The organism is Streptomyces sp. NPDC002463 (assembly GCF_042889835.1).
Taxonomy (GTDB): Bacteria; Actinomycetota; Actinomycetes; order Streptomycetales; family Streptomycetaceae; genus Streptomyces; species Streptomyces nymphaeiformis.
Genome location: NZ_JBIARL010000009.1, coordinates 42826 through 67397, shown reverse-complemented (window position 1 = coordinate 67397; position 24572 = coordinate 42826). Strand labels below are relative to the sequence as shown.

Annotated in this window: 18 protein-coding genes and 1 tRNA gene; 9 read left to right on the top strand and 10 right to left on the bottom strand. The window is 73.7% G+C overall.

Features of this window, described 5'->3' with window-relative positions:
* Positions 1–45: 45 nt before the first annotated feature.
* The gene (locus ACFYX3_RS19355) at positions 46–969 is read right to left on the bottom strand and encodes a DNA/RNA non-specific endonuclease (protein ID WP_389014727.1); all 924 of its coding nucleotides are present in this window, start codon (positions 967–969) and stop codon (positions 46–48) included.
* Between the two features lie 168 nt (positions 970–1137).
* Between ACFYX3_RS19355 and ACFYX3_RS19350 the strand changes: the two genes are divergently transcribed.
* Positions 1138–1947, top strand: coding sequence for a caspase domain-containing protein (locus tag ACFYX3_RS19350; RefSeq protein ID WP_389014724.1), 810 nt, complete (start codon positions 1138–1140; stop codon positions 1945–1947).
* 153 nt (positions 1948–2100) lie between these two features.
* Positions 2101–3528, top strand: a complete 1428-nt coding sequence (gene rox / locus ACFYX3_RS19345; RefSeq protein WP_376587631.1) for a rifampin monooxygenase — start codon at positions 2101–2103, stop codon at positions 3526–3528.
* A 180-nt stretch (positions 3529–3708) separates the two neighbouring features.
* Here the strand turns inward: rox and ACFYX3_RS19340 are convergent, their stop codons facing one another.
* From ACFYX3_RS19340 to ACFYX3_RS19310, 7 genes are all read right to left on the bottom strand, one after another.
* Positions 3709–6696, bottom strand: coding sequence for an AAA family ATPase (locus ACFYX3_RS19340; RefSeq protein ID WP_389014720.1), 2988 nt, complete (start codon positions 6694–6696; stop codon positions 3709–3711).
* A 238-nt stretch (positions 6697–6934) separates the two neighbouring features.
* A complete protein-coding gene (locus ACFYX3_RS19335; protein ID WP_389015284.1) occupies positions 6935–8632 on the bottom strand; it encodes a S8 family serine peptidase in 1698 nt (565 codons plus the stop codon).
* Positions 8633–9213: 581 nt separating this feature from the next.
* Positions 9214–10065: a GNAT family N-acetyltransferase gene (locus tag ACFYX3_RS19330; RefSeq protein ID WP_389014717.1), complete on the bottom strand. Its 852-nt coding sequence runs from the start codon at positions 10063–10065 to the stop codon at positions 9214–9216.
* 234 nt (positions 10066–10299) lie between these two features.
* Positions 10300–11199 carry a hypothetical protein gene (locus ACFYX3_RS19325; RefSeq protein ID WP_389014714.1) on the bottom strand — a complete coding sequence of 300 codons (900 nt, stop codon included), beginning with the start codon at positions 11197–11199 and terminating at the stop codon, positions 10300–10302.
* Positions 11196–12209: an SPFH domain-containing protein gene (locus ACFYX3_RS19320; RefSeq protein WP_389014711.1), complete on the bottom strand. Its 1014-nt coding sequence runs from the start codon at positions 12207–12209 to the stop codon at positions 11196–11198. The genes ACFYX3_RS19325 and ACFYX3_RS19320 overlap by 4 nt, the downstream gene beginning before the upstream one ends.
* A gap of 96 nt (positions 12210–12305) precedes the next feature.
* The gene (locus ACFYX3_RS19315; protein ID WP_389014708.1) at positions 12306–13406 is read right to left on the bottom strand and encodes a DMT family transporter; all 1101 of its coding nucleotides are present in this window, start codon (positions 13404–13406) and stop codon (positions 12306–12308) included.
* The gene (locus ACFYX3_RS19310; RefSeq protein WP_389014705.1) at positions 13403–14302 is read right to left on the bottom strand and encodes a phosphatase PAP2 family protein; all 900 of its coding nucleotides are present in this window, start codon (positions 14300–14302) and stop codon (positions 13403–13405) included. Before ACFYX3_RS19310 ends, ACFYX3_RS19315 begins: the two co-directional genes overlap by 4 nt.
* Before the next feature lie 201 nt (positions 14303–14503).
* Between ACFYX3_RS19310 and ACFYX3_RS19305 the strand changes: the two genes are divergently transcribed.
* Together ACFYX3_RS19305 and ACFYX3_RS19300 are read left to right on the top strand one after the other, a co-directional pair.
* Positions 14504–15106 (top strand): TetR/AcrR family transcriptional regulator, encoded by a 603-nt coding sequence (locus tag ACFYX3_RS19305; protein ID WP_376587651.1) that lies wholly within the window; start codon positions 14504–14506, stop codon positions 15104–15106.
* A gap of 107 nt (positions 15107–15213) precedes the next feature.
* A complete protein-coding gene (locus ACFYX3_RS19300) occupies positions 15214–15585 on the top strand; it encodes a DUF488 domain-containing protein (RefSeq protein ID WP_389014700.1) in 372 nt (123 codons plus the stop codon).
* A 7-nt stretch (positions 15586–15592) separates the two neighbouring features.
* On the opposite strand, the gene ACFYX3_RS19295 is transcribed toward ACFYX3_RS19300, so the two are convergent.
* On the bottom strand, positions 15593–16132 hold the full coding sequence (locus tag ACFYX3_RS19295) for a DUF309 domain-containing protein (protein ID WP_389014697.1): 540 nt from the start codon (positions 16130–16132) through the stop codon (positions 15593–15595).
* A gap of 203 nt (positions 16133–16335) precedes the next feature.
* Here ACFYX3_RS19295 and ACFYX3_RS19290 point away from each other — a divergent pair, with 203 nt between their 5' ends.
* Positions 16336–18990: an ATP-binding protein gene (locus ACFYX3_RS19290; protein WP_389015281.1), complete on the top strand. Its 2655-nt coding sequence runs from the start codon at positions 16336–16338 to the stop codon at positions 18988–18990.
* 86 nt (positions 18991–19076) lie between these two features.
* Positions 19077–19150 (top strand) — tRNA-Pro (locus ACFYX3_RS19285).
* Positions 19151–19388: 238 nt separating this feature from the next.
* Here ACFYX3_RS19285 and ACFYX3_RS19280 read toward each other — a convergent pair.
* Positions 19389–20339, bottom strand: a complete 951-nt coding sequence (locus ACFYX3_RS19280) for a glycoside hydrolase family 16 protein (protein ID WP_389014694.1) — start codon at positions 20337–20339, stop codon at positions 19389–19391.
* 351 nt (positions 20340–20690) lie between these two features.
* Between ACFYX3_RS19280 and ACFYX3_RS19275 the strand changes: the two genes are divergently transcribed.
* From ACFYX3_RS19275 to ACFYX3_RS19265, 3 genes are all read left to right on the top strand, one after another.
* Positions 20691–20921, top strand: coding sequence for a hypothetical protein (locus ACFYX3_RS19275; protein ID WP_389014691.1), 231 nt, complete (start codon positions 20691–20693; stop codon positions 20919–20921).
* A 238-nt stretch (positions 20922–21159) separates the two neighbouring features.
* Positions 21160–23235 carry a bifunctional polysaccharide deacetylase/glycosyltransferase family 2 protein gene (locus ACFYX3_RS19270; RefSeq protein ID WP_389015278.1) on the top strand — a complete coding sequence of 692 codons (2076 nt, stop codon included), beginning with the start codon at positions 21160–21162 and terminating at the stop codon, positions 23233–23235.
* Positions 23236–23237: 2 nt separating this feature from the next.
* The gene (locus ACFYX3_RS19265; RefSeq protein ID WP_389014688.1) at positions 23238–24491 is read left to right on the top strand and encodes an acyltransferase; all 1254 of its coding nucleotides are present in this window, start codon (positions 23238–23240) and stop codon (positions 24489–24491) included.
* Positions 24492–24572 lie beyond the last annotated feature (81 nt).

Sequence of the window (24572 nt, the reverse complement as noted above, 5' to 3'; positions counted from 1 at the left end):
ACCGGCCGGGAACGGTCGCAATCGCTGCCCCGGGACCCGCCGGGGTCACGGGTGCAGGACCATGTCCGCGTACGACTCCAGGCGCCGCCAGCGCTCCTCCGGAGCACGGAACACCGGCATCACGTCCACGTCCGGCAGCGGACCGAACTCCAGCTCCGTGATCTCCGCGACGTCCGAGACCGGCACCTGGTACGTCCGGAACGGGCCCAGCGGCGGCGGCGCACCGGCCGTCGCCCCGGCGAGGGCCCGCTCCGCGTCCCGGCTCAGGTCGGGGCTCTGGTCGAGGACGTACGCGGCGGCGGCGAGCGCCCCGTCCTGGACGAACGCGGCCACCTTCCAGAACCGCATCGGCACCTGGAGCCCCCGGTAGGGCGGATCGGAGTCCTGGAGCACCGGGCCCGTGAGGACCGCAAGCTTCCGGTCGTACTCGGCGGCGTGGTCGAGCAGATAGTTCTCCAGGCCCTGCCAGAGCTCCCTGCCCTGGTTGAAGACGTCGGCCTGGGGCGCGGCGTTGGTGAAGTGGAAGGTGTCCGTATTGGCCAGGGAGGCCACGGCCGGGGCGCCCCAGACCGGATCGAGCCGGCGGACCAGATGACCCCGGTCGAGGCTGTTGTTCCGGTAGATCTCCTCGCCGGCCTGCTGCTCCTCCGGCAGCCGGGGATCGAACTCCCAGACGTCCTCCCGGGGCACGTCCTCGAGGAGCTGACCCCCCTCGATGCAGACCGCGGTCGACGCCGCGAGCCGCCGGTCGGGCCGGAAGACCACGGTGAAGTGGGTGTACGGCAGGATCACCGTCTCGACCGTGCTCCGGACCGGGAGCGCCAGCGGCACGACGGGGCCGAGGAAGGTCTCGTCGTAGCCGGTCCGGCCGGTGAGGGCGGCACGGCGGGCACCGGGCGAGGCGGGAGGCGGCGGAGGGGCGGAGGAGACCGGGGGATCTGGGGAGAGCGGGGGATCGGAAGGATTCATACGATGTAAGTACCGCGTGGAGAGGGTCGCGCTCGGCACGGGACCACAGGCCACTCGATCAGCCGCCCCTGCGTCCCCGGGAGACCGGCGTCACCGGCCGCCCGGCATCCCGGGCCCCCGGCCGTCCCCCGCCCCGGCATCCCTCCCTTCCGCACCAGGAGGCACCCCATGGCCACCGGACTCTCCCTGCACGTCGGACTGAACCGGGTCGACCCCGCCCGGTACGAGGGCTGGGACGGCACCCTGAACGCCTGCGAGAACGACGCCCACGACATGGCGCGGCTGGCCAGGACCGCGGGCTTCGAAGCCACCACCCTGCTCACCCCGGACGGCACGACCGCCAACATCACCTCCGTGCTCCACGGGGCCGCCGCCCGGCTGGTCGCGGGCGACATCCTGCTCTTCACCTACTCGGGCCACGGCGGCCAGGTCCCCGACGTCACCGGCTCCGACGACGAGCCCGACGCGCTCGACGAGACCCTCGTCTTCTACGACCGCCAGTTCCTCGACGACGAGGTGGCGCAGGCCTTCCGCGCCTTCGCCGACGACGTACGGATCGTCGCCCTCCTCGACTGCTGCCACAGCGGCAGCAGCATCGAACTCCCCGGCGGAGGCCAGGACGAGAGCACGGGCCGCTACATGCCGGAGCCGCGGCAGCGGCAGCTCTACGAGCGCGACCGGTCCTATCTCGAAGAACTCCAGCGGACCCTGGCGAAGGACGCCCCCGCCGACGGGAAGGGGCACGACGCGCTGCTCGTCTCGGCCTGCCAGGACAACCAGGTCGCCTCCGACGGCGACGTCAACGGCGCCTTCACCGAGGCCCTGCTCCAGGTGTGGGACGAGGGCTCGTTCCGGGGCGACTACCGCACCTTCCACCGGCACATCCAGCGCCGGCTGCCTCCGCGCCAGAGCCCGAACCTCTACGTGACCGGCACCCCGTCGCCGGACTTCCTGAACCAGCGGCCGTTCACCGTCTGAGCGAACCGAGGGCCGAAAACAACAGAGGCAAGGAGGGAAGACCTCTCCTTGCCACTCTCAAGATATAGCGCACAGGGGGCCTTGCGGCAAGGCCCCCTTCCTGCCGCAGAATCTCCGCTCGAAGCAAGGAACTGCGGAAACGGGGCGTACTGAATGTTTGACGTGATCGTGGTCGGCGGCGGACCGACCGGCCTGATGCTCGCGAGCGAACTGCGGCTGCACGACGTGCGCGTGGTCGTCCTGGAGAAGCTCGCCGAGCCGACGAAGGAGTCCCGGGGGCAGGGCCTGCACGCGCGCAGCGTCGAGATGATGGACCAGCGGGGGCTCCTGGAGCGGTTCACCGCGGTCAGCGAGAAGTTCTCGGTCGGGGGCCTCTACGGCGGCGTGATGAAGCCGTGGCCCGAGCGGCTCGACACGGCCCACCCGTACGGCCTCGCCACCCCGCAGCCGGTCACCGAGCGGCTGCTGAACGAGCGCGCCCTCGAACTCGGCACGGAGATCCGGCGCGGCACCGAAGTGGTCGGCGTCGGCCAGGACGAGGACGGCGTGACCGTCACCCTCGCGGACGGCACCGAGCTGCGCTCGCGCTACCTCGCCGCGTGCGACGGCGGCCGCAGCACGGTCCGCAAGCTGCTCGGCGTGGCCTTCCCCGGCGAGCCCGCCACCGTCGAGACGCTCCTCGGCGACATGGAGGCGACCGCGGACGAGGAGACGATCGCCGCCACCGTCGCGGAGGTCCAGAAGACCCAGCTGCGGTTCGGCCTCAAGGCCCTCGGGGACGGCACGTACCGCGTCATCGTGCCCGCCGACGGGGTGGCCGAGGACCGTACGGCCGCGCCGACCCTCGACGACTTCAAGACCCGGCTGCGGGCCGTCGCCGGCACCGACTTCGGCGTCCACTCGCCGCGCTGGCTGTCCCGCTTCGGCGACGCCACCCGGCAGGCCGAGCACTACCGGGTCGGCCGGGTGTTCCTGGCCGGCGACGCGGCCCACGTCCACCCGCCGACCGGCGGCCAGGGCCTCAACCTCGGCATCCAGGACGCGTTCAACCTCGGCTGGAAGCTGGCCGCCGCGGTCGCCGGCTGGGCGCCCGAAGGGCTGCTCGACACGTACGAGTCCGAGCGGCACCCGGTCGGGGCCCGCGTGGTGGAGAACACCCGCGCGCAGATGACCCTGCTCGGCACCGACCCCGGGGCGACGGCGCTGCGGAAGCTCCTCTCGGAGCTGATGGACTTCGAGGAGGTCAACCGGTACGTGACCGGCCTGATCACCGCGGTCGACGTCCGCTACGACCTCGGCGAGGACCACGAACTCCTCGGCCGGCGCCTGCGGGACCTGACGCTGAAGCGGGGACGGCTGTACGAGCTGACGCACGGCGGCCGCGGCCTGCTGCTGGACCAGACGGGCCGGCTGTCGGCGGAGGGCTGGGCGGACCGCGTCGACCACGTCGTCGACGTCAGCGAGGAACTGGACGTCCCCGCCGTACTGCTCCGGCCGGACGGCCACGTCGTCTGGGCGGGCGAGGACCAGGAGAGCCTGGCGGGTGCCCTGCGGGAGTGGTTCGGCACGCCGACGGCCTGATCGTGTGCGTTGCCCCGGAGGGCGGGGTCCGGCCGGCCGGACCCCGCCCTCCGGGCGCTTCGGCGCGGGCCCGTCGTGTTCCGGGCCTCGGGTGGGCGCGGGGTGTCCGGCCTCGGCCGGAGGGGCCGGTCGTGCGGGTGCGGAGCGGGACGGCTGCCGGGGGCGGCGTACCGTCGGATGTCAGGGGCGCAGGGCCGTGGCCAGTTGGGCGCGGGAGCGGACGTCGAGTTTCTGGTAGATGCGGGTCAGGCGGGCCTCGACCGTCTTCACGCTCAGGTACAGCTTCGCCGCCGCCTCCTGGTTGCTCGCGCCCTGGCCCACCAGACGGGCCAGGCGCAGTTCCGCCTCCGTCAGGGAGGAGAGGGCGGGCACCGACTCCTCGACCCCGGCACCGGGTCCCGTGCCCTCGCCCGCCGGTGTCTCGCTCGCCAGGGCCAGCCACGGGGCCGCCCCGGCCCGCTCGAACACCGACGCCGCCTCGTGCAGGGCGGTCTGCGCCGCCGACCGGCGCCGGCGGCGGCGCTCGACCCGGGCCAGGGCGATCAGCGCCCGGCCCCGCTCGAGCGGCAGCCCGGCCCGGCCGAAGCTCTCGGCCGTACGGGTGAGCAGCTCGGCCGCCTCGTCGGTCCGCCCCTCCGCCGCGAGGCACAGGGCGTACGCCCGGTCGCAGCCGAGCAGGACCGTGGACCGGCCCAGGCGCTCCGCCACCGGCCGAACCTCCGCCAGGAGCGCCAGGGCCTCGTCGCCCGCGTCCTGGGCGAGCAGCGCCTCGGCCAGCTCCTCGTGCCAGCGCAGCATCGAGGGGTCCACCGTCGACTGGGCGCGCTCGTCGGCCTGGACCCGCCGCAGGGTCTCCAGGGCGGTGGCGATGTCGCCGGTGATCAGCTGGACCCGACCGAGCGCGTACCGGCTGCGGGAGAGGAAGACGCGGTCGCCCTCCTCCTCCGAGGCCTGCACGCTGCGGCGGGCGTAGCTCGCGGCGCGCGCGAAGCTGCCGCCGGCCGTCTCCGCGAGCGCGAGCGTGTACCAGGCGGGGCCGGGGGAGAGGCCCGCCTCCAGGGTGAGCGCGAGGGCCTGCCCCGCGTGCGACAGCGCGGCCGCGCAGGCGCCCCGGCGGGACTCGATGGCGGCCAGCGTGGAGAACAGCTCGATGGTGTCCTCCACCGAGCCGCGTCGCTGGACCAGCGGAAGCAGCGCGTTCAGCTCGTCGCGCGCGTCCGTGAGCCGGTCGTCGAACAGGGCGTGGCGGATCGTCAGGATCTGGGCGGCGTTGCGGATCCCGAGCGGTCGCTCGGCCAGCTCCAGGGCGCGGGCCTGCGCGAGCACGGCCTCGGCGTCCGGGGCGCCGAGGGCCCGCTCCATCCGCGCCTGCACGGTCAGCGCCTGCACCGCGAGCCGGGGGTCGCCCATCGAGGCGGCCAGCGCGGCCGATTCGACCGCCGCCGTCCGCGAGCGCTCCGGATCGCCGTCCGCGAGCACGTACTTGACGGCCAGTCGCAGCTGCACGGCGGCCCGCAGGGCGGTGTCGCCCTCGGAGTCCTCCATGGCGTGGGCGTACATCTCGTCGAGCCCGGTGAGCCCCTGGCCGGCCGTGTCGAGCACGGCGAGCCGCGCCCTGACCCGGTCGGACGGCCCCGCGTCCCGGGCGAGCAGATCGGTGGCGGCCCGCATCGCGAGGTCGGCGCGGGCGGCGCGGGCGGCCTCCTCGGCGGCGTCCACGAGCCGCGCGATCCGTCGCGTGCCGTGCCGGCCGGGTGTCGACTCGGCGGCGAGCAGGGCGAGTTCGGCGGCGAGCGCGCTGTTCCCGCGCCGCCGGGCCAGATCGGCGGCGGCCGCGACCTCGGCGGCCAGCTCCTCGTCCGGCCGCTCGGTCGCGAGCGCCCGGTGCCGTACGGCCTCGACGGGGTCGTCCACGACCTCCGCGAGCGCGGCGTGCCCGGCGCTCCGCTCGGCCCAGCAGGCGTCGTGCACAAGCGTCGAGGGCAGCAGCCCGGCCGTGAAGGTCACCGAGCCGTCCTCGGACAGCGACACCAGATCGGCCCGCTCGGCGGCGGCGAGGTCCGCCTCCGCGGTGGGCCGCCCTGCGCGTCGTACGAGCGTGGCCGAGGGGCGCAGCGCGAGTGCGGCGAGCAGCAGCGTCTCGCGTACGGCGGGCGGTGCGGCGCCCAGGAGCTGGCGGGCGAGGTCGCGGGCGCGCCCGGAGAGCGTCAGCGCCTCGGCGTGGTGCACGGGGGTCCGCGCGTCGGCGAGCGAGCGGCCCACCGCGAGCGCGAGCCGCGGATTGCCGCCGCTGGCGCGGTGGATGCGGCCGGCCATCCGGGAGGGCAGCCGGTGGTGGATGAGGAGTTCGGCGATCTCGTCGGCGTGCAGCGGCGGGACGCGCAGCACGTCCGCCTCGGACGGCACCCACAGGTGCGCGGCGTGCGGGTCCTCGGTGCGGTGGCCCTCGCGGTACGGCTCGTGGGCCTCCGCGTACGGCTCCGGGGTCTCCACCGCCACCACCCGCAGCGAGGGCGGGGCCAGGTGGAGGGCGAACCGCAGCAGGTCCGCGCTGTCCGCGTCGATGTGCTGCACCCCGTCGACGACGAGCAGCACCGGGCCGCGGCAGGTCAGGGCGCGCAGGATCCGGGCGACACCGAGGCGCAGCGCGATCGGGTCCCAGCCGCCGGCGTCGATCGGCGCCTCGCGGCAGAGCATGGCGACGGCCGTGCGCTGGGGGCCCGGCAGCTGGTCGAAGACTCCGGAGGAGAAGATCCCGGAGTCGAGCACGCCCGCGGTGAGGATCCCGGAGGCGAGCGCGCCGGGGGCTGCGGCCCCGTACGGCTCGGTGGTCGGGTCGGCTCCGGCCGCATGCGTATCGGCGGCGGGGGCGGGCGGTTCGGGACGGCTCGTGCCGAGCCCCGGCCAGGTGACCGTCGCCGCCACGGAGGCCACGAGCGCGGCGGCGGCCGCCCCGGGTATCTCGCGGTCGGACGGCAGGGTCGCGAGCCACAGCACGGTCTCGCCGCGCGCTTCCGCACGGGCGGCCTCGGCGAGCGCGACCTCGGTCTTACCGACGCCGGCGGGCCCGGTGAGCAGCGCGCGGCCACGGGTGTGGAGTGCGCGTTCCAGTCGGGTGAGGAGTTCCTCCCGGCCCACCGGGGCAGGGCTCTGCGGAGCTGTCGTCACTGTCCACCACCTCCGGCCCCTCGGGGCCCGGCCCATGAACCCCGTGCGCAGAGGATACGGAGCCCACGGGCACAGTCCAGGCCTTGTGTCCGGCATACGGACAGGGGGCCCGGCGCGTGCGCGCTCCCACGGTGCTCCCACAACGCCAGAACGCGCCAGTGGTGTAGACCACGGGCGCGTCGCTGACCAGCAATGATGCTGTTGTGGGGGGTGGTTCAGAGGTGGTGCGGGCGGAGCGTCAGAAGGTGAGGCTCCAGGAGTCGATGTAGCCGGTGTCACCCGAGGCCACATCGCGGACCTGGAGCTTCCAGGTGCCGTTGGCGACCTCGCTCGACGCGTCGACCGTGTAGGTGGCCAGGACGTTGTCGGCGCTGTCCGAGGAGGACGAGGTCTTCAGGTTGCGCACCGTGCCGTCGGGGGCGACCAGGTCGACGACCAGGTCTCCGCGCCAGGTGTGCTTGATGTCCACGGCGACCTTGAGGGTGGCGGGCGCGTTGCCGGTGAGGCCGGTGACGGCGATCGAGGACGACACGGTGGTGTTGTCGGGGATCGCCACGTCCGTCGCGTTGGTGAAGACGGTGCCGGACGGCGGGGTGGTGTTGAGGACCGCGTTCACGGACTTCGCGGCGTCGGCGATGCCGGTGCCGCAGCCGCCGGTGCAGGTGCCGGGCAGCGGGCGGGCGTTGGCCTTGATCGTCGACTCGATGTCGGCCGGGGTGAGCGTGCTCTTGGCCGACTTCAGGAGGGCGGCGAGGCCGGCGATGTGCGGCGCGGCCATCGAGGTGCCCTGGTAGGGCTTGTACGTCTCGGTCGACTGGGTCGTCAGGCCCGAGTTCAGCGTCGAGTAGATCGCGTTCTCGGGGGTGGTGACGGTGCCGGGCGTGTCGGTGGCGTTGCGGGTCTCGCCACCGGGGGCGGCCACGTCCACGATCGTGCCGTAGTTGGAGTAGTACGACCGGGCGCCGGCGCGGTTGGTCGACGCCACCGTGATGACGCCGGTGCAGTTCGCCGGGGTGAAGCCGGAGGCGTTGGCGTTGCTGTTGCCCGCGGCGACGACGACGGTGGTGCCGCGCGAGACGGCGCCGTTGATCGCGGTCTGGTAGACGCTCGGGCAGGTGGCGCTCGCGCCGCCCAGGCTCATGTTGATGACCTTGGCCGGGGTCGGGTTGGCCGGGACGCCCGGCACGGTGCCGCCAGAGGCCCAGGTGATGGCGTCGGCGATGTCGGAGGACGAGCCGCCGCACTTGCCGAGCACGCGCACGGGCTGGATCTTCGCGTTGTACGCGATGCCCGCGATGCCCTTGGTGTTGTTCGTGACGGCGGCGATGGTGCCGGCCACGTGGGTGCCGTGCCAGGAGGAGTTGGAGGCCGTGGAGCCGGTGCCGCACTCGCCGTCGGTGGCGTTCCAGTCGCCCTCGTCCTTCGCGTCCGCGTCGCGGCCGTTGCCGTCGCGGGCGTCGGCGGAGGTGGAGATGAAGTCGTAGCCGGAGACGACGTTGGACGCCAGGTCCGAGTGGGCGGCGTAGCCGGTGTCGATGACGGCGACGGTGACGCCGGAGCCGGTCGCCTTGTCCCAGGCGGCAGGAACGTTCATGCCACCGGTGGGCTCGAAGAGGTCCCACTGCTTGGCGTAGTCGGTGTCGTCCGGGGTGACCGCCATCGCGTAGGCGCGGATGTCGGGCTCGACCGAGGCGACGGACGGGTCGGCGCGGAACGCGTCCATGACCTCGGTCACGTCCTGCTTGGTCGCCTTGCCGCCCAGGTTCACCAGGGCGCCACCGCCGGCGAGGCGGCGCTCGAAGGAGAGCTTCTCGCCCGTCTGCGCGGCCTTCTCGGCCGTGTCGCTCTTCGCGGCGGTGTTGGAACCGGCCTCGGCGGTCCGGCTCTTGTAGGTGACGATCACCTTCTCGACGGGGGCCTTGGGAAGGGCCCGCATCGTCTGCGAAGCCGGAACCGGCTTCGGGGTGGCAGCGACCGGGGTTGCGGCGAACGCCCCGGAAGTCATGGCAGCGGCACCGAGGATCGCGGCGCTCGCGACCACGGATATGACTCTCCGCCTGGAACCGTTCAAGGTGTGGCCCTTTCGAATACGACGTAACTGCGGAGCAGTGGCGGCGGCGCGGGACGCACGGGGCGAAGTGGGGTCGCGTCCGCCGTTCCCTGGGCTTGGGGGGCCCGTGCGCCGCCACCGGCGCGACGGCCCGGGTCAAGGCCGTCAGCGGCGGATGGCACCCTCCGCATGCACCTGTCATGGTGCGGTCGGGGGATGATATCTGCCGGTGTGGAGGACAGTAGGGAACGGGGGGGTGAACCCGATACGGGGAAAACCCTTGTCACCCCTCGGGGGGTGGTGGGGGTTACGGGGAGGGTGGTCCGGGGAGCGGCGGGGGCGGCCGAGCCGGAGGGTGGTGACCCCGGGGAGGCGGGCTCGTGCCGCGGGGCGGTGTGGCGGGTCGGCCGAGTCGGAGGGTGGTGCACCGAGGACGCGGTCTCGGGCCTCGGGGCGGCGCGGCGGGGTCAGCCGAGTTCGAGGGTCGTGACGCCGTAGACGCGGTCCCGGGCCACCGGGCGGACCGGGCCCGTGTACATCCGGGCCGTCTCGAACGTCGGCTCCAGGCCCCGCTCCTGGGCCAGCCGGGCCGCCGCCGGGTTCGCCTCCGGCATGTCGACCGCGATCCGGGCCGCGCCGAACTCCCGCGCCTCGGCGGCCAGCCCGTCGAGCAGGGCGGCCGCGTCCGCCGGGGTGTCCGCGAACAGCGGCCCCACACGCGCCTCGTCCTCACAGGGGCGAACCAGCCCGTATCCGGTCAAGCGGCCGTCGACCACACGGGCCAGCGCCCGATGGCCGGGAGTGGACAGCCAGGTGCCCAGGAACCGGGGCCGGTCGGCGTGGTGGCAGGCGCTGTCGTACGCGGCGAGCGCGGCCGGATCGACGCGGTCGGCGGCCACCACGCCGGTCACCGGGCGGTCCGGGGCCGGGACCTCGCCCACGTACCGGGCGGTGCGGTAGGCCGTGGTGAAGCCGGAGCGGCGGTAGTTGTCCTGCTGTGCCGGCACCCCGTCGAGCCCGACGGCCCGGCCGCCGGCGTGGGCGAGGGCGGCGCGCCAGGTGGTCAGCCCGTGGCCGAGGCCGCGGAGTTCGGGACGGACGAGGTAGAAGCCGAGGAAGGCGTAGCAGTCGTCGTAGGTGACGACCGAGATGGCGGAGACCGGCTCCCCGTCGACGCGGCCGAGGAAGAAACCGGCGGGGTCCTGCGCAAAGAAGGCCGGGACGTCGGAGAGCCCGGGATTCCACCCCTCCTCGGCGGCCCAGGACCGCACGAGCGCCCACTCCTGCGGGGTGGCGGACGAGACGGAGAGCGAACTCATGGGGTGTCCTTCGACGGCCGGGGGCGGGCGGACGCCCGAGCGTCGGAACCAACCCGGGCAAAGCGCGCCGAGCATAATGCCGTGCCGCACCAGCACCGACGGATTCCGGCCGCGCGGCACCCTCGGCGGGACGGCGCCCCTGCCGTGTGGGGAATCGTCCCTGCGGGACGTATGCCCACAACGGCGGGGCCCCGCCCGCGGCGGGCGGGGGCGGGCCCACAACCGCGGCGCCGTTCAATGGACCAGGCGCAATCGGGACGGCGATGCCGTCAGGTGGATCGTCTGGCCCCACGTCAGCTCCAGCGCGTCCGATTCGACGCCGTCGCCGAAGGCGACCAGGCGGTCCGACTCGACGGTGAGGCGCAGGCCCCGCCCCGCCCCCAAGAGGCCCTCGACGAGCGTCGTGCCGGTCGTCGGTGACGGCCAGGCCTCGCGGACGAACCAGGCGAGCCGCGCGTCCGCCGGCGCCGGCAGGGCGAGCGTGCTGGAGCGCTGCTCCCACAGGGACCGGAGCCAGCCCGTCGCGCCCGTCCCGGTGCCGACCAGGACGCCCGAGGAGGCCTGGGGCTCGGGCGGGACGTCCGTGCCGTCGAGCCCGAGCGTGTAGCGGGCGGTCTGGTGCCCCGCCGGCCCGACGTAGATCTCGTTCAGCGCGAGGAGCCGCTGCGCGTCGTCCGTGACCGCCTCGACCATCGTCAGCTCGTCGACGGCCGCACCGGCCCCCGCCGCGTACGGCAGCAGCCGCCGCGCCCGGTCCGGCCGGTGCCGGACGAGGACGCCCGGGTTGCGCCCGGGGTCGGCGTCGATGCCGATGACGGGCTGCCCCGTCAGGTACTTCGCCGCGTTGGCGACCAGCCCGTCCTGTCCGACCACGACGACGACGTCCTCGGGCCCGAACAGGAACCGGTCCAGGTCGGCGCGCTCCACCCGGGTCTGGCGCCACGTCAGCGGGACCGCGCCCGCCACCTCGGCGAGCGCCGCCAGGGTGCGTTCGTGCCGCTCGCGCACCGCGTCGACGGAGCGCCCGCGCGCGGCGAGGAAGAACGCGGCCTGCCCGTGCGTCCCGTGCCGGGCGAGCAACTCCTCGTACTCCGTGGTCCGGTGCACGAGCACCGCGCGCGGCGCGAGGCTCACGGCCGCGCCCCGCCCTCGCCGCCGCCGAGCCTGGCGAGCAGACCGGTCAGCACGTCGGGGGAGAGCGTCAGGTGCTCGATGCGCGGCAGGTTCTCCGCCGCCCGGGTCACGGCCAGGGCGTGCAGGGTCGCGGGGTCCGCCTCCGCGTGGGCGCGCAGCCACGCGGACTGCGCTCCGGCGCGCGCCTCGCCGACCTCCCGCGCGGCCTCCGCCTCCGCCTGGGCCAGTCGTACCTTCCGTACGGCCTCGGCCTCGGCGCGTACCGCGTCGGCGGCCGCGTTCTCCTCGGCCTCGCGCCGCGCGTTGGTGCCGCGCTGCTCGACGAGCCGCTCCTCCTGGCGGGCGAGCTCGATCTTGCTGGCGAGCTCGTTCTCGGCGATGGCCCGTTCCCGTTCGACGGCGACCGCGCGCCGCTCGTACGTGGCCCGGTCGGCCTCCTGCTGGATCTGCTCGCGCGCGGGTGTGCGCAGGGCCCGCTCGACCTCGGGCTCGGGGCGGATCGCGACCACCCGGACGGCGACGACCTCGATGCCGGTGTCCGGAAGGCGCGGCTCGGCGGCGAGTCCGGCCGCGATGCGGTCGCGTACGGCCGCCACGCCGTCGACGAGCGCGGCGGCGAGCGTGGTGCGGGCGAGGACGTGGAGGGCGTGCTGCTGTGCGGTCTCGGTGAGGAGGGTGGCGAGCTGTTCGAGCGGGGTGCCGCGCCACGCGCCCGTGTCGGGGTCGATGGAGAAGTCGAGGCGGGTGGCCGCCGCGCCGGGGTCGCCGATCCGGTACGTGACGGTCGACTGCACGCTCACGTCCTGGAAGTCCGCCGTGCGGGCGTGGAAGGCCATCGCGAGCTCGCGGTCGTTGACCGGAACCTCGGAGAGGGCGGCGGTGAGCGGCCGGAACCAGAAGCTCAGCCCCGCGCCGTCGTGGACGAGCCGTCCGCGGCGCTGGTGGCGGATGTGGGCGGTGGGCGCGGAACGCAGATGGCGCCAGCCGAGCCGCCGGGTGATGTCAGCCATGGAAATGCCCCCTTGTCGTCATGCTGACGATAGTGGGCTCGAACGATTGTCGTCAAGATGACGAATAGGGGGTCGTGGCCTCCGCGACCGCCACCCTCACCCCGCGACCGGCACCGGCACCGGATCGCTCTCCGGTGAGCCGAGGCCGGTCGTGCGGGGTGCGGGCCGCGCCTCCGGGGCGGCGGGCGGTGCCGGTACGGCCGGGAGAAGCGCCGCCCCGACCGGTGAGGCCGGCGCCGAGCCCGAAACGGCAGTCGCCGCCACCGGCTCCACCGCCGCCGAGCCCGAAGCGGCGGTCACCGGCGCCGGTACGGGCTCCGCCGCCGTCCCGCCCTTCGTCAGCAGCACCACGCCCCGCGCCGCGACCAGCGAGGCGCCGGCCGCGACCAGCCAGCCCCACGCGCCCGCCCGGAAGGTCTCGCCCAGCAGGGCCACGCCGATGATCGCGGCGGCCGCCGGGTTGGAGAGGTTGACGACGGCCAGCGGCGCCGCGAGCCCGCCCCGGTAGGCGGCCTGGGACAGCAGCAGTCCGCCGCTCGCGAAGGCGGATATCAGCACCGCGAGGAGCGCGGTCTGCCACCAGGTCGGCTCGGCGCCGGGCAGGTCGAGCGCGAGCGCGGCCGTCAGCGTCTGGGTGAGCGCCGAGGCGACGCCCGAGGCGATCCCGGAGGCCGTGGCGTGCCCGAGCCCGCGCGCGGCGGTCCCGTTCTGCTCGCGCCCACGCAGCCGCCCGGAGGCCAGTACGGCGATCAGGAACGCGGTGGACGCGGCGACGATCAGGGACTCGCGCAGGCTGAGCGCCTCGCCGGGGGCCGTCGGCCCGGTCACCGCGACGAGCCCCACGAGTCCGCCCAGGGTCCACAGGGCCCCGCGCCATTCGGTACGGGTCACCCGGCGCCGCGCGTAGTACGCACCGAGCGGCAGCGCCGCGACGAGCGTCAGCGCGCCGAGCGGCTGGACGAGCGTCAGCGGCCCGTAGTGGAGGGCGGCCACGTGGGCGAGGGCTCCGGCGGCGTTGAGGCCGACCGCCCACCACCACTGCCCGCGCGCGAGGAGGGCGCGCAGCGCGCCGCGCCCGTCGGGGGCGGCGGGGGAGGCGGCGGCGAGCCGGGACTGGGCGACGGCGGCGAGCGCGTACCCGGCGGCGGAGACGAGGGAGAGGAGCACCGCGAGCACGGTGCCGACGGCGGGGTTCATCGCAGGGCTCCGACCGGGAGGGGCGCCGCACCGAGCGGGCGGGATACGGGTGGGGGCGCCGTCCGGTGGCCGGGGGCGCGGACGACGAGCAGTGCGAGGCCGAGGAGGACGGCGGCGGCGAGCGCGTCGAACCAGTAGTGGTTGGCGGTGCCGACGATGACGAGCAGGGTCAGCAGCGGGTGCAGCAGCCAGAGCACCCGCCAGCGGGACCGGGTGGCGGTGATCAGGCCGATCGCGACCATCAGGGCCCAGCCGAAGTGCAGCGACGGCATGGCCGCGAACTGGTTCGCCATCGAGTCGGTCTCCGGCACCGCCCCGTAGACGGAGGGGCCGTAGACCCGGGCCGTGTCGACGAGCCCGGAGGCCGCGAGCATCCGGGGCGGGGCGAGCGGCATCAGGAGGTGCAGCGCGAGCGCGGCGCCGGTGAGGAGGGCGAGCACCCGGCGCGACCACAGGTAGTGCGCGGGGCGGCGCCAGTACAGCCAGGCGAGGAAGGCGAGGGTGGCCGGGAAGTGCACGGCCGCGTAGTACGTGTTCGCCGCCCGGATCAGCGGTTCGCCGTGCAGGAGCAGCTGCTGGATCGTTCCCTCGCCCGGCAGGTGGAGCGCCCGCTCGGCGTCCCAGACGCGGTCGGCGTTCCGGAAGGCGCGGGTCTCGTGGCCGTTGGCGAAGAGCCGGCCGAACTTGTAGACGAGGAAGAGCGCGGTGACGAGCGTGAGCTCGCGCAGGAGGGGCGGCCGGGCGGCCGCGGGCGCGGCCGGGGACTCGGGCGCGGACGCCGGCCCCGGCCGAAGCCCCGGCTCCGGCTCCGGTTCGGGATCGGAAGCGGAAGCGGAAGCGGGTCCCGCGTCCTCCCCGGCCCCGTCGTGCCCGGCGGGGCCGGGGGTAGGAGGCATCCCCGGTCCTGCAGGACGTGGCACTCGTATCCCGCGTATCCCGACAGCCATCGCGCGGCCCTCTAATCCGTCAAATCGCCAACAAACGGAGTGAGCCTAGATCCGAATTCAGCGAGACGCAAGCGTCTCGATACGTTTGCGTCTCGATTGTGCACCCCCTACTCTCGTATGTGCAGAGACAGAGGTGTCCGGGAGGGATCGATGTCCACACAGGCCGCGACCGCCGCAGCCCGTCGCAGCAAGATCACGCCGGAGCGCGAGACGGAGCTCTATGACGCCGTGCTCTGCCTTCTCCGTGAAGGCGGATACGACGCGGTGACCATGGAGGGCGTCGCCGCCCGCACCAAGTGCGGCAAGGCCACCCTCTACCGGCAGTGGGGCACCAAACCCCAGCTCGTGACCGCCGCCCTCGCCCGGCGCCGCTGCACCGTCTTCGCCGGCATCGACACCGGCAGCCTCGCCGGCGACCTGCGCGAGGCCGGCCGCATCGCCGCCTCCCACCGCGAGAGGGACGCCGAGCTCATGGAGGCCGTCGCCCAGGCCTTCATCCAGCACCCCGACCTGCGCGCCGCCCTCCGCGAGACCGTCATCGCCCCCGAGGTCGCGGCTCTCGACGCCGTCCTGGCGCGGGCGGTCGAGCGCGGCGAGATCGACGCCGACAACCCGGCGATCGGATTCGTCGCGCCCTGCTTCATGGGCATGCTCCGCATCGAGCGGCTCTTCGAGGAGCGCTTCGCCGACGCCGCGACCATGCGCACCTTCGTCGACGCCGTCCTCCTCCCCGCGCTGCGCGTCGAGGGCTGAGAGACCCGGGGGCGTCGGGGAAGGCGAGGCCTGGGCGCGTCCGGGGGAGGCCGGGCCCGGGCGCGTCGGGGAAGGCGGGGCCCGGCTCGGTCCTGCACCCTGGAGCCATGGCCGCCGCAAGCACCCCCGCCGTCCGCGTCCGCCGCGTCTACGAAGACCCGTCACCCGACGACGGCGTGCGCGTCCTCGTCGACAGGCTCTGGCCGCGCGGCCTCAAGAAGACGGACGCCCACGTGGACGAGTGGCCCAAGGCGCTCACCCCGTCCACCGAACTCCGCCGCTGGTACCACGGCCCCGAGGGCGAGTACGAGGAGTTCTGCCGCCGTTACGAGGCCGAGCTGGACGCCCCGGAGGCCGCCGCCGCGCTCGACCGGCTCAGGGGCCTCGCCGCCGAGCGGACCGTCACCCTCCTGACGGCCGCGAAGGATCCGTCGGTCAGTCACACGTCCGTCCTGCAGCGCGAACTGAACGCGAACTGAACGCGCACTAGGCGAGGCGCGGGCACAGCCGGGGCGCCTCGGCCGCGGCGTCCACCACCCGGCCCCCGCCCCCGGCCCCCTCGATCCTCTCGGCCAACTCCTGCGCCCACGCCACGAGTCCGCCGACATCGATCCCGTACGCGCCGTCAGGTCCGGGCGTCGCACCCTCCAGGCGGTTGGCGCCCCGCCGCAGCAGCCTGGCGCCGCCCGCCGTGTTGCCGCGGGCCGCGTGCGTCAGGCCGACGGCGAGCTGGGCGAGTCCCTGCCACAGGTCCCGCTCCGCCTCCGGGCCGGACTTCCAGGCGTCCTCGAAGACCTCGTGCGCGTGGAAGGGCATCCCCGCGTCCAGCAGCCGCTGCGCCTCGCGCAAGGTCTCGTCGGGCCCGCGGACGACCCCCTCGGGCTGCCGGGGCACGCCCTCCGCCCCGTACGGCAGCGGACGGCCGAGCCCGTCGCGCGGGCGGGCGCTGCGGGCGCGCCCGGCCTCGTCGCGGTCCCTGCCGCCGCCCTCGCCGTGCCCGCCATCATCACCCGTTGTCCGGTTCACCCGTCCATTGTCGCCCCCTGGACGATCACGGGCGCTAGGCTCGTCGGTCCGGCGCTGTTCCGGTCCGCGCGGGTGGTGAGACCGGTAGCGTCATGACCAACAGTTCGTGTGTGGGGAGTGAGTCACCGGTGCCGACGGATCCCGAACAGTCGCCGCCCGCAACGCCGTTCGCGCCGGGTGCCTCCGACGCGGATCGGGGCGGTCTGCTCGAACGCGGCCCGGAGCTCGCCGCGGCCGCCCACGCCGTCGACGAACTCGTCGCCGGAGCCACGGCGGACGGCCCCGGGCGCGGCGGGATACTCGTCTACCGGGGCGAACCGGGCATAGGGAAGACCGCGCTGCTCGCCGAGATACACCGCACCGCCCGGGACCGCTGCACCGTCCTGACCGCCCGCGGCGGCGAGACGCTGACCTCGGTGCCCTTCCACCTCACCCGCCAGCTGCTCCAGCCCGCCCTGGACGGCTTCGGCGCCGACGAGGTGCGGCAGCTCTTCGGCGACCACTTCGACCTCCTGGCCCCGGCCCTGGGGATCGCCCCGCCGTCCTCGGACGCGCCCGCCGACCCGCAGGGCGTGCTGCTCGGCCTCGCCCGGCTCCTCGAGCGCCTCGCGGACCGGCTGCGGGACCGGCCCCCGGTGCTGCTCGTGGACGACGTCCACTGGTCCGACGCCGAGTCCCTGGCCTGGCTCGACACCTTCACCCGGACCCGGCGCGACCACCGGCTGCCCGTCCTCGTCGTCCTCGCCCACCGCCCGTTCGTACGGGAGCCGCAGGGGCCCGGCGCGCCCGCGACGCTCGCCGCGCTCGCGGACCGCGCCGTCCTCACCCTCGGCCTCAACGCCCTCACCTCCGGGGCCACCGCCGAGCTCGCCCGGGACGCGCTGGGCGGGCACGCGGACGAGTCGTTCTGCCAGGAGCTGTGGACGGTGACCTCCGGCAATCCGTACGAGACGGTCGAGTTGCTCGCCAACGCCCGCGACCGGATGCTCGAACCCGTCGCGGGCTCCGCGGGCCAGCTCCGCGACCTCGGCGCCGGGACCCGCGGCGGCGGCCTCGTCGCCCGCCTGGAAGAACTCGGCAGCGGCCCGACCCGCCTCGCCTGGGCGACCGCGGTCCTCGGCACCGACAGCACCCCCGAGCTCCTCGCGGCCCTCACCGGCATGAGCGAGAAGCAGGTCGCCGAGGACACCGAACTCCTCCGCGCCGCCAGGATCGTGACGTCCCCGACGAACGGCCGGAACGGACTGGCCCTCGTGCCCGTCCCGCCGCTGGAGTTCACGCATCCGCTCATCGCGACGGCCGTGTACGGCTCGGTGCCCACGGCGATGCGGACCGCCATGCACGGGCGCGCGGCCTGGGCACTCACCCAGGCGGGCAGCGGACCGGCCGCCGTCTCCCGCCACCTCCTCGAAGTGCACCCCGACGACGACCAGGACGTCGTGACCGGGCTCCGGGCCGCCGCCGTCGAACACCTCGCCGTCGGAGCCCCCGACGCGGCCCGCCGCTGCCTGGAGCGGGCCCTCATCGAGCCGCCCGGCCCCGACACGTACGCCAGGGTCCTGTACGAACTCGGCTGCTCCTCCCTGCTCACCGCGCCCGCCGCCACCGTCGGCCACCTGCGCTCGGCGCTCGACCTGCCCGGCCTCGACGACGACCTGCGCATCGACGCGACCTTCCGGCTCACCCAGGCCCTCGCCCACAACAACCAGCTCCAGGAGGCCGCCAGGGCCGCCGCCGTCGAACACGCCCGGACGCCGCCCGGCACCGGCCGACGACGCCTCCAGGGTGCGCACTTCATGTACGAGGGGTTCCAGGCGGCCGAGGCGGACGGACCGGACCGCTCCCGCCGCCTCGCCGAGCTCACCGCCGGCTTCACGGGGGCCGACAACTCCGAGCGGGCCCTCATCACCGTCCGCGGCTTCGACGCGATGATGCGCGGCGAACCCGCCGCCGAGGTCGTACGGCTCTGCGACCTCGCCCTCGTCGACGGCGCACCCGCCCGGGGCCTCAGCTGGACCGACCAGGAGTGGGGCTTCGAGATCCCGTCCCTGACCGGCATCGCGTACGCCTTCGCCGACCGTCCCGACCGGGCCGAGGCCCTCTTCACCGAGGCCGTCCGCGCCTTCGAGATCTCCGGCTGGAGCGGCGCCCACCTCGCCTTCGCCCGCGCCCTCCTGGGCCTGGTCCACCGCCGGCGCGGCAACCTGCCGCTCGCCCAGCACCACCTGGAGGAGGGACTCCGGCTCGCCGACCGCGTCGGCGACGGCCTCCCCGTCCACTGGGACACCGCCTGCCTCCTCGTCGACACCCTCGTCGCCCGGGGCCGTACGGCCGAGGCGCGGACCGTCGCCGACCGGTACTCCTTCGGCCCGCCCTGGCCGGGCGCGATCGTGCTGCCCGACGGCCCCAGCGTCCTCGGCCGGCTGCTGCTCGCCGAAGGCCGCGTCGACGAGGCCGTGTCCACCCTGGAGGGCGCCGCCGAGGCCCTGACCGTACGGGGCCGCCACCACATCGTGTGGGCCCCCTGGCCGCTCGACCTCGCCCGCGCCCTCGCGCCCACCGAACCGGAGCGCGGGGCCCGGATCGCCCGCGAGGCCCACGGCCACGCGGAGCGCCTCGGCACGCACACCGCCCTCGGCGAGGCCCTCCGCTGCCTGGCCCTCTTCGCGGACGACCCGGCCGAGTCCCGCCGCCTCCTGGAGCAGGCGGTCGAGCACCTCGCGGCGTCGCCGTCCCGCTACGAGGAAGCCCGCGCCCGCCTCGACCTCGCCCACGCCACCGGCGACGCGACCGCCCTCGCCGAAGCCGCCGCCCTGGCCGCCACCTGCGGCGTCGACCCCCTGACCTCGGAGGTGTGACAGCCCGTGTGTCCTCACCACCCTCCGGAGTGAGGTAATGTTTTCCCTGCACGGCGACGCGGGAGAAACCCCGCGGAGACGAGCACCGGGACGTGGCGCAGCTTGGTAGCGCACTTGACTGGGGGTCAAGGGGTCGCAGGTTCAAATCCTGTCGTCCCGACTCGAAGGAGTCGCAGATCAGGGGCCGTTTCAGAGCAATCTGAAACGGCCCCTGACTCGTTTCTGGGAACCGGTCCAGCCGGCCTCCGCGCGCGGCGGCAGCACGGTGGTCGCGCCCACGGCGAAACCGAACTCGGCGGGCACGTCACGGGTGAAGCCCGCCGGCGGTCCTCCAGGTGGCAGGCGATCTCCCGTTCGATGAGCAGCACGTGGAGGGGACGACCGCGCAGCGGGTGGGGTCAGGGCTTCGGGACGGTGTTGATGTACTCGGTGCCGGTGCTGTGGAAGTCGTCCACCGTCTTCTGGACGTCCGCCCGGGAGACGGCCTCGTCGGCCTTGTAGTAGACCCAGTCGACCTTCATGTCCCAGACGCGCGGGCCACCGGTGAAGGGGAGGTCGATGAGCCAGTTGCTGAAGTGGATGTCCATCTGCTCGCGCGGGACGTACTTGCCGGAGCTGGTGAAGAGCTCCTTGCCGTCCAGGGAGTAGGTGACCTTTCCGTCCATGGCGGTGATCATCATGGTGTGCCAGCCCCCGAGGCGCCGCTTGAGGGTGTTGTGGACCCGGTCCGGCGGGTCGGCCTTGTACCAGCTGACGTTGTCGAGCTGCGGACCCACCGAACCCCAGCCGCCGTTCGGCAGGTACTCGAAGTCGAGTTCGCTGTAGTTCTCCGAGGAGTCCGAGGGGGAGATCGGGAAGAAGGTCTGGACGACGTGGTCGCCGTCGCGTCCGCTCGTGGGCTGGTCGCTGAGGTGGACCCGGGCGGCGAAGGTTCCCGTGAAGAAGTTCCGGCTCGTGGTCTGCACCTCGACCTGTGTGGTGCCCTGCTCGGTGCCGTCGGTGGAGGAGCGCAGTCGCAGGACCTTGCCCCCCTCGGCCGTCGGGTCGGAGGGGAAGGCGGCGCCGTCGGCGCTCCAGGTGTCCTTGACCCCCGGGCCGCCCCCGCCGGTACGGACCTCCCAGCCGTGCGCGGCGAGGGAAGGGTCGTCGGCGCCGGTGTAGTCGAAGTCGTCGAACAGGGTTCCCGGCGGCCCGGTGGGCGTCGGCGAGGCCTCCTGCGCGGGCCCGGCGGCGTCGGCGCCCCCGCCGGTCGCGGGGTCGGCGGAACACGCGGCGAGTACGCACAGGAGGGCGGGCAGCGTGAGCGCGGTCCACGCTCGGCGACGAGAGGTGCGGCGGGGCTGGCTCACACAGGCTCCTTGGGGCCTAGAGGCGGTGACTGGACACGCCCGTTGCATGCGGATCAATCGCTGATCGCATGAATCGAGCGGTCATCCTAGCGAAGGATTCAAGCCGTCCCACCTCGTGTCCGCGACCCGGCCCCCCAAGGGTCGGGAGACACCCGCCGACATACCGATCCGGTTACGACGCTCGATCGGATCGTGCCAAATGCGTCCATCGCATACCAATCGATTCAGGCCGTGCGCTACGGTCCGCTCTACGCTTCAGCGGTCTCCACACCCTGCACAAAAAGGCCACACACGATGCGCCAAGTCGCCACATCCTCCGGGCGCGGATCGGTACACCCGGCACAACCCGGCATGGCCGAATCGCGTTATGAGGAGCCTGCTCCGGCACCGGTGTTCGTCGACCAGTCGGGTCTGCGCAGCCGTCTGCTGCGGCGTTTCGGCTGGCCGGTCTCCGTGGTCGGCGCGATCCTGGCGGCCGCCATGGGCAGCAGCCTCATCGGCATGCAGTCGGACGCCCCGGCGATGGAGATACCGCCGAAACCCTCGTACTTGCCCGACAGGGGACCCTTGTCGCCCTCCTGACCCCGGAGGGTGCGGTCTGCGACACCCCACCCGAAAGTTCGGCCATCACGCCGAATGTCGTGACATTCCACGACGACCCGCGACCATCGTGCCGCCCGGAGCGACGCCTGCGGGCCGGCCGAGCGTGCCTGATCGTCCGCACCACCCATCTCCAGGAGCGCCCTTGTCCCGCCACCAGCGTCGTCGGCAGTCCCTGCTGAGGCCACGCCGACTGGCTGCGCCGCCGCTGCGCTTCTTCATGCCGCTGTCCCTGCTGGCCTGCCTGCTCGCGCTCCTCGTCCTGCGCGGCCTCGCCACCAACGAGGCGTTCCACGACACCCGGATCGCGACCTCGGTCGACAAGACGACCGTGCCGGAGAACCTGCTCAAGGGCGGCCCGATCATCGACGCGCGCGGCTCCAAGAACGAGCGCCCGGTGAGTTATCGGATCCCCCATCACACCGTGGTCCTGAGCTTCGACGACGGCCCCTCGCCGGAGTGGACCCCGAAGATCCTGGACGTGCTCGCGGCCCACGACATCCGCGCGGACTTCTTCGTGACCGGTGCGATGACCACGCGCCACCCGGAGCTGATCCGGCAGATCGTCGCGGGCGGCCACGAGATCGGCGTGCACACCTTCACCCACCCCGATCTGGCCTACCAGTCCCACACCCGGACCAGCTGGGAGCTGGCGCAGACGCAGCTGGCGCTGGCCGGCGTCGCGGGCGTCCACAGCGCGCTGTTCCGCCCGCCGTACTCCTCCGACGCCTCGGCGCTCGACGACTGGAACTACCCGGTGATCAAGTACGTGGGCTCCCACGGCTACCTCACCGCGTTCATCGACCGCGACACCGACGACTGGAAGCGTCCCGGCGTCGACGAGATCGTCAAGGCGGCGATGCCGCGCAAGCCCGGCGCGGGCGAGCTGATCCTGCTGCACGACGCGGGTGGCGACCGTACCGAGACCATCGCCGCGCTCGAGCAGATCATCGAGAAGCTGCAGGGCGAGGGGTACCGCTTCGCCACCATCTCCGAGGCGCTCGGCGCCACCAACGCCACCGTGCCGGTGCACGGCTACCAGCTGTGGGCCGGCAAGTGTTTCATCTGGGCCAGCCAGGCCGCCGTGCTCACCCTGCCCGTCCTGGTCGGGATGCTCGCCGTCGTCGGCTTCCTCAACTTCGGCCGGTTCGCGCTGATGCTCGTCCTCGCACCGCTCCACGCCCGGCGCTCCCGGCGGCGGGACGCGTGGGGACCGCCCGTCACCGAGCCGGTCACCGTCCTCGTCCCGGCCTACAACGAGCGCGAGTGCATCGCGAACACCCTCAACTCCCTGATCGCCAGTGACCATCCGATCGAAGTGATCGTCATCGACGACGGCTCCACGGACGGCACCGCGGACATCGTCGAGGAGATGAACCTGCCGTTCGTCCGGCTGATCCGCAAGGTCAACGGCGGCAAGTCCAGCGCGCTCAACACCGGCATAGCGGCCGCGTCGCACGACATCATCGTGATGATGGACGGCGACACCGTCTTCGAGCCGTCCACCGTGCGCGAGCTGGTCCAGCCCTTCGGCGACCGGAGGATCGGCGCGGTCGCGGGCAACGCCAAGGTCGGCAACCGCGACAGCCTGATCGGCGCCTGGCAGCACATCGAGTACGTCCTCGGCCACAACCTGGACCGCCGGATGTACGACATGCTCAACGTCATCCCGACCATCCCCGGCGCGGTCGGCGCCTTCCGCAAGGAGGCCCTGCAGCGGGTCGGCGGGATGAGCGACGACACCCTCGCCGAGGACACCGACATCACCATGGCGGTGCTCTGCGACGGCTGGCGGATCGTCTACGCCGAGCGCGCCCGCGCCTGGACCGAGGCCCCCGCCAGCGTCCAGCAGCTCTGGTCCCAGCGGTACCGCTGGAGCTACGGCAGCATGCAGGCGATGTGGAAGCACCGGCGCGCCGTGACCTCCCGGGGCCCGGCCGGGCGCTTCGGCCGGATCGGGCTGCCGCTCGTCGTGCTGTTCGGCGTGGTCGCCCCGCTGCTCGCGCCGCTGGTCGACATGTTCCTGCTGTACGGCGTGCTGTTCGCGGACGCCCCGATCACCCTCGCCAGCTGGGGCGGCTTCATCCTGCTCCAGGCCGTGCTGTCCTGGTACGCCTTCCGGCTCGACGGCGAGAAGCCCCTGCATCTGATCAGCCTGCCGATCCAGCAGCTGGTCTACCGACAGCTGATGTACATCGTCCTGTTGCAGTCCACGATCACGGCGCTGACCGGTGGCCGACTGCGCTGGCAGAAGCTCCGGCGCACCGGCGAGGTCGCCGCACCCGTGGAGGCCTGACCATGACCGTATCCCTCGGGTTCGGGGGCACCCAGGACACCGTGCAGCTGCGCATCCCCGCCGCTCTGCGACGGGAGTCCCAGCCGGAGCCGTCGGCACCGTCCCCGCGCAAGGGCGGCCGGGACCGCTATCTCGACCTGCTGCGCGCGCTGGCGCTGGTGCGCGTGGTGCTCTACCACAACTTCGGCTGGTTCTGGCTGCCCATCGTCTTCCCGTCGATGGGTGTGATGTTCGCGCTGGCCGGGTCGCTGATGGCGCGCTCGCTCAGCCGTCCCGCCCTGGGCGTCATCCGGGGCCGTCTGCGTCGGCTGCTGCCGCCGATGTGGCTGTTCGGCGCGGTCATGCTCATCCTCGAGATCGCCGACGGCTGGGGGCCCGAGGCCGAGGGGCATCCCAACTGGTGGTGGGGCAAGCTGCTGTTCTGGCTCGTGCCGCTGAGCACTCCGCCGTACGCCGAGTCGCTGAACGGTTTCGACCATCTGGTGGGGCAGGGCTGGGCGGTGCAGGTCATCGTCCCGCTCTGGTACCTCCGCGCGTACCTCTGGTACGTCCTGCTCTCACCGTTGATGCTGTGGGCGCTGCGGCGGATGCCGGTGGTGACGCTGTCCGTGCCGCTCGCGCTGGCGATCGTCATGAACACGTTCTTCATCGACCAGGAGTTCGTCTACAGCCGGGTCTGGGAGACCGTCAGCGACTTCGCCACGTTCGGCTCCTGCTGGATCCTCGGCATGGCCCACCAGGAGGGCCTGCTCAAGAAGATCCCGCAGTACGTCGTGCCGTCCGTCGCGCCGCTGGTCATGGTGGCCGGCTGGTGGTACCTGCAGACCCGACCGGTCGATCCGACCGTGCCCACCGACATCGAGAGCTGGCCGATAGCCCAGGCCCTGTGGTCCTTCGGCTTCGTCGCCGTCCTGCTCCACGTCAGTCCCTCCTGGGAACAGTGGCCCAGACCGCTGGAACGCTGGAACGGCCTGGTCAGCCTGCTCAACGCACGCGCTGTCAGCGTCTACCTCTGGCACGAGACCGCGTTGGTCGCCGCCATCCCGCTGATCGACCCCCTCTGGTCCGTCGGCTTCTTCTACGAGCACGGCCAGTGGCTGCTGACCAGCCAGTGGTTCCCGCTGATGGTGGCGATCCCGCTGATCGGACTGCTGGTGCTGACCTTCGGCTGGGTCGAGGACGTGGCCGCGAAGCGCTCTCCGCGGCTCTTCCCCTACCCGCGCCGCGTGCGGGGCAGGCGCCGGGCCGGCGTCTGACACGGGCCGTCCGACCCGCGGACGTGCCGGGACGGCAGTGACCCGCGCCACCGATTCCGGTGCCGCGGGTCACTGGCCAGG